Source organism: Aeromicrobium sp. (assembly GCF_014378035.1).
Lineage (GTDB): Bacteria > Actinomycetota > Actinomycetes > Propionibacteriales > Nocardioidaceae > Aeromicrobium.
Window position 1 is genome coordinate 1 of record NZ_JACMOM010000224.1, and the last position, 6,467, is coordinate 6,467.

Annotated in this window: 8 protein-coding genes and 1 tRNA gene; 2 read left to right on the plus strand and 7 right to left on the minus strand. The window is 65.3% G+C overall.

Annotated elements, in window-relative coordinates:
• The first annotated feature begins 249 nt into the window (after window positions 1-249).
• A complete protein-coding gene (locus tag H7290_RS11555; protein ID WP_290514174.1) occupies window positions 250-447 on the plus strand; it encodes a hypothetical protein in 198 nt (65 codons plus the stop codon).
• Between the two features lie 183 nt (window positions 448-630).
• Complete coding sequence (locus H7290_RS11560; RefSeq protein ID WP_290514167.1) at window positions 631-984, plus strand: hypothetical protein; 354 nt, start codon at window positions 631-633, stop codon at window positions 982-984.
• 473 nt (window positions 985-1,457) lie between these two features.
• Here H7290_RS11560 and H7290_RS11565 read toward each other — a convergent pair whose 3' ends face one another.
• The 7 genes from H7290_RS11565 to H7290_RS11595 form a co-directional block, all read right to left on the minus strand.
• Window positions 1,458-2,087, minus strand: coding sequence for a hypothetical protein (locus H7290_RS11565; protein ID WP_290514168.1), 630 nt, complete (start codon window positions 2,085-2,087; stop codon window positions 1,458-1,460).
• 87 nt (window positions 2,088-2,174) lie between these two features.
• Window positions 2,175-2,447, minus strand: a complete 273-nt coding sequence (locus tag H7290_RS11570; RefSeq protein WP_290514169.1) for a helix-turn-helix domain-containing protein — start codon at window positions 2,445-2,447, stop codon at window positions 2,175-2,177.
• Window positions 2,448-2,586: 139 nt separating this feature from the next.
• Window positions 2,587-2,660 (minus strand) — tRNA-Pro (locus H7290_RS11575).
• Between the two features lie 79 nt (window positions 2,661-2,739).
• Window positions 2,740-4,065, minus strand: coding sequence for a ribosome biogenesis GTPase Der (gene der, locus H7290_RS11580; RefSeq protein ID WP_290514170.1), 1,326 nt, complete (start codon window positions 4,063-4,065; stop codon window positions 2,740-2,742).
• Entirely contained in the window at window positions 4,058-4,705 is a 648-nt protein-coding gene (locus H7290_RS11585) for a 1-acyl-sn-glycerol-3-phosphate acyltransferase (RefSeq protein ID WP_290514171.1), read from the minus strand. The genes der and H7290_RS11585 overlap by 8 nt, the downstream gene beginning before the upstream one ends.
• A gap of 51 nt (window positions 4,706-4,756) precedes the next feature.
• Window positions 4,757-5,419, minus strand: coding sequence for a (d)CMP kinase (gene cmk, locus H7290_RS11590; protein ID WP_290514172.1), 663 nt, complete (start codon window positions 5,417-5,419; stop codon window positions 4,757-4,759).
• Window positions 5,420-5,444: 25 nt separating this feature from the next.
• Window positions 5,445-6,467: prephenate dehydrogenase (locus H7290_RS11595; protein ID WP_290514173.1), on the minus strand; the 1,023-nt coding region annotated here is incomplete at its 5' end.

The following is a 6,467-nucleotide window of genomic DNA, read 5'->3' on the forward strand; positions in this document are numbered from 1 at the left end:
AATGAGCCCCATCGAAACTCCCCCTCCGAGGGGGGACCAACGAGAGGTGGCCCCTACGAGAAAAAGCCCCGACCCGACTGCTGCCGACTCCACCGCTGCGCCAGCAGATCCGCGACATCGCTGCGTAAGTCCACGTCTCGGGCCGTCTTCCACGACCGGGTCGCTCACCTGATCGATGTCCGTGTTCGCCCACGTGGTCGCGCTCCCCGTGGTGTCGCTTGCGTAGCTCACTCGAGATCGTCGAAGGTCATCGCGAGGTCTCACATTCAGCCCGTCCTCGACGATTTTTGGGCCGCCTGGTGCGGACACAACACGAGTACTGCCGCCGCTGCCCGAGTGACCGGCCCGCCGACCCTCAACATTTACGTCAACGGTGAGGTCTTCAAGTCGATCACCGGCGCGCGTCCGAAGGCGGCTCGGGCGAAGGAAATCGCCGAGCTCCTCTGATAGAGCTGCGTGGCGTGATCTTGTCGCAAACGATTCCGGGCTTGAGGATTGTGTTAAGTGAACTCCTGAGGTCGAAAATCGTGAGATATTTTTTGCGCACACGTGCTTGCCGCACATGAGAACGAAGGACAGGAATCTCATGGAATCGACTTCGCAACGAGATATCCAGAGAGCAGGCAGGGCATGCGCACCACAGCCAATCGGAACGCACCGCGTCTACTGGTAACCACCGTGATGGCGGCGCTGGCTACCTCACTGCTGTTGCTCTCCCCCGCCGAGGCCGCCACGAAACGCATCAGCATCAGCGACACAACGCCGTCATACGGTCAGACGGTCAAGATCAGCGGCCACATCGGAACTACCGTCAAGCGGACAATCAAGTTGCAGCGATGGAACGGTTCGACATGGGTGACCAAAATGAAGACCACAACACGTGGCTCATTCCGTTTCACTAGGACCGCCAACTCGAAGCGCTACGCCTACCGTGCTTACGCGTCCAAGAAGACGGTGTACCTCAACGGCCGCAAGAAAACGTAGCACTCCACCAAGACTGCGACCGTGCGAATCAGGGCTGCTGTACGCGAAGCCAACCCGGCTGACCCAACACCAGTTATTCCCCCGCCGACAGACGCAGAGATGGCGTCGGCCGAGGCGTCGCTTCGGACATACATCGCTCAGGCCCGTGCGGCAAACAGCACAAAACCGGCGTACTGGAACCGTTCTTCGTACTCACCTAAGGTTGGATGCCTCGACGCGTTCGACCGCAAGCACTCTGTGTGGATGGCTGCCAACCAGGACGCTGAGCACTCAGCGGATGGTACGGACCCCAACGACCCACGCGAGTCCATGAGCCAGGCGTGCCCGGCCGTTCAAGGTCGGGAGAATATTTCGGCTATCGGCACAGAAACCACCACGGACGGCGCAGCGAGGGCAGCCGTTGACGCGTGGATGGCCTCAAACATGGGGCACCGTGAGGCGCTGCTGTCTGAGTGCATCGACGCCGACCACTACTACCTCGGCGTGGGTGCAGCCCGCGACAAGGTCGGCAACTGGTACTTCACCATGGCGTCAGCGCAGGACACCGGACAGTGGACGTACACCTGCGGCTGACCTTTTCCTCCGCGTCGCCACGCCCCTACGGCGTGACGAATAGCTTCGACCTGTGTGATCCTCAGCGCCATCACCTTCGACGGCGGACGCCTCAACCGGGCCGTCCCCAAGACCGGATTGCGCAGGATCGCCTCGTAACGCAACGCAAGACCCAGCGCGAGGTTGAGCACGACCTTCGCGTGCTTGGCACGGCTATAGCTGACCTTCGCCTGCCCCTTGAGGAACCGGTCAATCTTGCTGATCGATATCTCCCGCAACGTGAAGTGCTCAAAGGCAGGCATCACCAGCGTGCGCATGTCCCGCTCGTACAGATCACGCGTACTGACCGCAATCCGATCCTCCAGATCCAGATCCTCCAACCAGACCTCCACCAACGTCGGGAAAGGCGTATCGGCGGACAACTCGCCCATCCCGGCCGAGTAGGTTCCGCGGGCAGCGAGCTTCTCCTTCAGACTGCGCTCCGCAGCCTTGCGCGTCGAACCGGTCGCCTCGACTGAACGCAACTGCCCGTCGTCATCGCGAAACCGCACACGAGCCCGAACATGGCCTCCTGTGTTCGTCCTGAAGTCGATCTCACCGAATGTCCCGATCGGCGTGCGTGGCCTACTCACGACCCGCTACCGATCGTGCTGCGGGTGTCCCGGCGCCAGTTCGCGCTGATGCTCGACCCAGTCGTGAACGTCGCTGACAGCAAACTTCAAATGACGCCCCACCCGGATCGCGCAGGGCCCTTTGCCCGACACGCGCCAGTCGTAGATCGTCGTGACCGGAATGCCGAGGTAACTGGCGAGGTCGTCGATGCTCATCAGCGGTTCCAGACCGCTTGTGGTGGTCGCGTCTATGGTCATGCCAACTAGGTGGGCATGACCATCCGAGGCGATCTGGGACATCCGTGGACGTCCCATGCCCGCTTCTGCAAATTGCTGGCAGAAGGGGTTCCAGGCCGAGTAAATGGCGAGTTTGTGGCGAGCGGTTCAAATCTTTAACGCTTTCAGGCCTGGGAATCCTTGGATTCCCAGGCCTGATCGGTCGGGCTGACAGGATTTGAACCTGCGACCCCCTGACCCCCAGTCAGGTGCGCTACCAAGCTGCGCTACAGCCCGTTCCTACCGAAAGGGAACTTTACCGCAGGGCTCTCGACCGCCCTGTACCGGCCGATGCCCGAGCGGGTGGTCGTCCGTGTCAGCGTCGCTCGCGCTTCTTGCGCGGGCGCTGCTGAAGGTGGATCGGCGATCCGACGAAGCCGAACTCCTCGCGCAGACGACGCTCGATGAAGCGCATGTAGGACGCCTCGAGCTTGCCGGACGTGAAGAGCACGAACGTGGGAGGTGACGTCGAGGCTTGCGTCCCGAACATGATCTTCGACTGCTTTCCGCCACGCACCGGGTGGGGGTGCTCGGCCACGAGACGTCCGAGGAACGCATTGAGTGAGCCCGTCGTGACACGCGTCTCCCAGCCCTCGAGCGCCGAGTCGAGCGCGCGCACCAGCCGGTCGACGTGCCACCCCGTGAGTGCCGTGATGTTGATCGTCGGGGCCCACGGCACCTGCACGAGCTCACGCTCGATCTCGCGATCGAGGTAGTAGCGGCGCCCCTCGTCGACGAGGTCCCACTTGTTGAACGCGATGATCAGTGCGCGGCCAGCTTCGGCCACGGCACTGATGATGCGAATGTCCTGCTCTGTGAGCGGCATGCTGCCGTCGATGATCACCACAGCGACCTCGGCGCGCTCGATCGCCGCGTTCGTTCGCAGGCTCGCGTAGTACTCGTGGCCGGACGCGTCACGAACGCGGCGGCGGATGCCGGCGGTGTCGATGAAGTTCCAGGTGCGACCACCGAGTGTCACGATCTCGTCGACGGGGTCGACCGTCGTGCCCGAGGCATCGTCGACGACGACACGCTCCTCACCGGCGAGACGGTTGAGCAGGCTCGACTTGCCGACGTTGGGCTTGCCGACGATCGCGACACGTCGCGGACCGGCAGGCTTGTCGAAGTCTTCGGGCGGCGGCTCGGGCAGGGCCGCGATGACGGCATCGAGCATGTCGCCGCTCCCCCGTCCGTGCAGCGCGGAGACGGGATGGGGCTCGCCGAGCCCAAGGTTCCAGAGTCCGGCAGCCTCCGCCTCGGCACGCTGGTCGTCGACCTTGTTGGCGGCCAGCACGACGGGCTTGTTCGCAGCACGCAGGAGGCGGACGACCTTCTCATCGACGTCGGTGATGCCCACCGTGGCGTCGACGACGAAGAGCACGGCGTCGGCGACCTGGATGGCAATCTCGGCCTGGGCGGCGATGCGCTCGGCCAGACCACGGGCGTCGGGGTCCCAACCGCCGGTGTCGACCACGGTGAACGCGCGGCCGTTCCAGACCGCGTCGTAGGACACTCGATCGCGGGTCACGCCAGGCACATCCTCGACGACTGCCTCGCGGCGGCCGATGATGCGGTTGACCAGGGTGGACTTGCCGACGTTGGGACGCCCGATCACAGCGAGAACAGGTACGACCTCAGTCATCTGAGGATCCTCTCGGAAGGGGGCCCGGAAGGTCGCGCTTCAATGCGTCCTTGGACCATGAGACATGGGCACGCAGGTGACCGAGGATTTGCTCACCCGCGTCCTCAAGCATCCCACGATCTCGCGGCCAAACCTGCATCGGGAACTGGATCGGGTCGCCGTAGACGATGTCGAGGCGTGTTCCCTTCGCCGGCTTGGCCTCCGACGGCTCACCCGGCTGGCGAGTCCCGAACATCGCGACGGGCACGACCGGGGCTCCGGTCACGAGCGCCAGCCATGTCACGCCGCCCTTGAACCTGGCGAACTCACCGCCGCCCCGCGTGCCCTCCGGGTAGATCGTGACGACCTGACCCGCCCTGAGAGCGCCGACGGCCTGACGCAACGCGCCCGCATCAGTGCGATCGCGGGCCACCTTGATCTGACCGACGAACGTCAAGAACCAGGCCATCCTGCCGACATATTGCTCCTCCTTGACCAGCGCGTGGGTGGGCCGCGGTGACTGCAGGACCAGAAGAGGCCCGTCGAGCCAGCCGATGTGGTTGCTTGCGAGGATCACGGGGCCTGTCTCGGGCACCTTGCCCTGGCCTCGCTCGTGAACGTCGAAGCGTCGGCTGACGTAGCCCCTCACCACTGCCCGCATGAAGCGCAGGCCACCCTCAGGAAGCCCCCTGCCGCCTTCTGCCACCCGGATCTACCGTGCTGCGTCAACGAGACCGACGATGGTGTCGATGACCTCATTGAGCGTGAGATGGGTGCTGTCGACGACAATGGCACCATCGGGCTTCGTCAGGGGTGAGACGGACCTGGTCGAGTCGAACTCGTCGCGGCGGGCCAGCGCCTGCTGCGTGGCCGCGGAATCGACGGAACCGTTCTCGGCCGCGCGGCGGGCGGCGCGTGCTGACGGATCGGCGACGAGGTAGATCTTGACGCGGGCATCAGGCGCCACCGTCGAACCGATGTCACGGCCCTCGACGACGATGCCCTCGTGGTTCCCGATCGTCTCCCGCTGCATCCCCACGAGCATCTCGCGTACGCCAGGCACCGCGGCTACCAGGCTGACCGAGGCGGTGACGTCGTCGCTCCGGATCGGACCGGCGACATCTGCACCGTCGGCGTGGATGGTCGGGTCGAGGGGGTCCGTGCCGGACGTGAGGCGCACGCCCACAGCCGCGGCAGCGATCGCGTCCGGGTCGTCGAGGTCGACGCCCTGCCGCAGCAGGGCCCACGTCATCGCGCGGTACATCGCACCGGTGTCGAGGTAGGCAAGGTGGAGTCGGTCGGCGACACCTCGCGAGGTGCTCGACTTGCCCGAACCGGACGGGCCGTCGATGGCAACGACCATGGGCTTGCTCACGTGCGCCACTCCTTGGTTGTTCGAACTATCGGTAGGCGGACCAGCCGCGGCCGGTCAGTGCGGTGACGAGCATGTCGGCTCGCCCCGTCACGACCGCGATCTCAACCTGGCCGACAGGTCGGCCGAGCTCGTGATCGATGCGGATGTCCTCGATGTTGACACCCGATTCTCCCGTATGGGCCATGAGTCGTGACAGCTCCCCCGGCTGGTCGGGCACCGAGACGAACACGGTGACGAGGTCAGCAACCTTCTCTCCATGCTTGCCCGGGATGCTTCGGGTGCCCTCGCGACCTGCGTCGAGCAGCGCGCCGAGTCTCATGGGGTCTTCCTTGAGCGCAACGATGGCCTCGTCGACGGAGCCGCGCAACAGCTCGAGAAGGCGACGGACCTCGGCCGCGTTGCTGCCCAGGATGTCGAGCCACAGGCCGGTCTCGCTGCCGGCAATACGGGTGACGTCGCGCAGGCCGGGACCCGCGAGTTCGAGCGCGCCCGGGGCGGCTTCATTGAGAAGCCCCGCGACCAGCACCGATGCGAGGTGCGGCAGGTGCGAGACGAGAGCGACCGCGCTGTCATGCGTCGCCGCGTTCATCATGCTCGGCACCGCACCGACCTTCCCGACCAGTGCGGTGACCTCGTCGACGGCCGACTGCTCGGACGATGCGTGCGGGACGACAGCCCAGGGGCGACCCTCGAACAGTCGGGCGGAGGCGGCCATGGGGCCGGAGCGCTCCCTGCCGGCCATCGGGTGGCCTCCGACGAAGCGTCGGGCGTCCGGCAACGACTCGATCTCGGCCGTGAGCGACGCCTTGACGCTGGCGACGTCCGTGACGACGGCCATCGGATAGGTGTCGAGCGCCCCCCGCACAGTCTCGACGACGGCGGCAGGCGGCACTGCGACCACGACGAGCACCGGCTCATCGACGCTCTCGGCACTGCCGGCACCTCGGGAAACGGCCAGCTCGACGTTCGCGGGGAAATGATCCTGGAGGTGGACCTCGTGACCGGTCTCGGTCAGGGCGAGCCCGACCGACGTACCGATGAGCCCGCA

Coding starts and splice junctions, on each gene's coding strand:
- H7290_RS11560 (WP_290514167.1), top strand. CDS start 631: ATGCGCACCACAGCCAATCGGAACGCACCGCGTCTACTGGTAACCACC.
- H7290_RS11570 (WP_290514169.1), bottom strand. CDS start 2,447: ATGTCCCAGATCGCCTCGGATGGTCATGCCCACCTAGTTGGCATGACC.
- der (WP_290514170.1), bottom strand. CDS start 4,065: ATGACTGAGGTCGTACCTGTTCTCGCTGTGATCGGGCGTCCCAACGTC.
- H7290_RS11585 (WP_290514171.1), bottom strand. CDS start 4,705: ATGCGGGCAGTGGTGAGGGGCTACGTCAGCCGACGCTTCGACGTTCAC.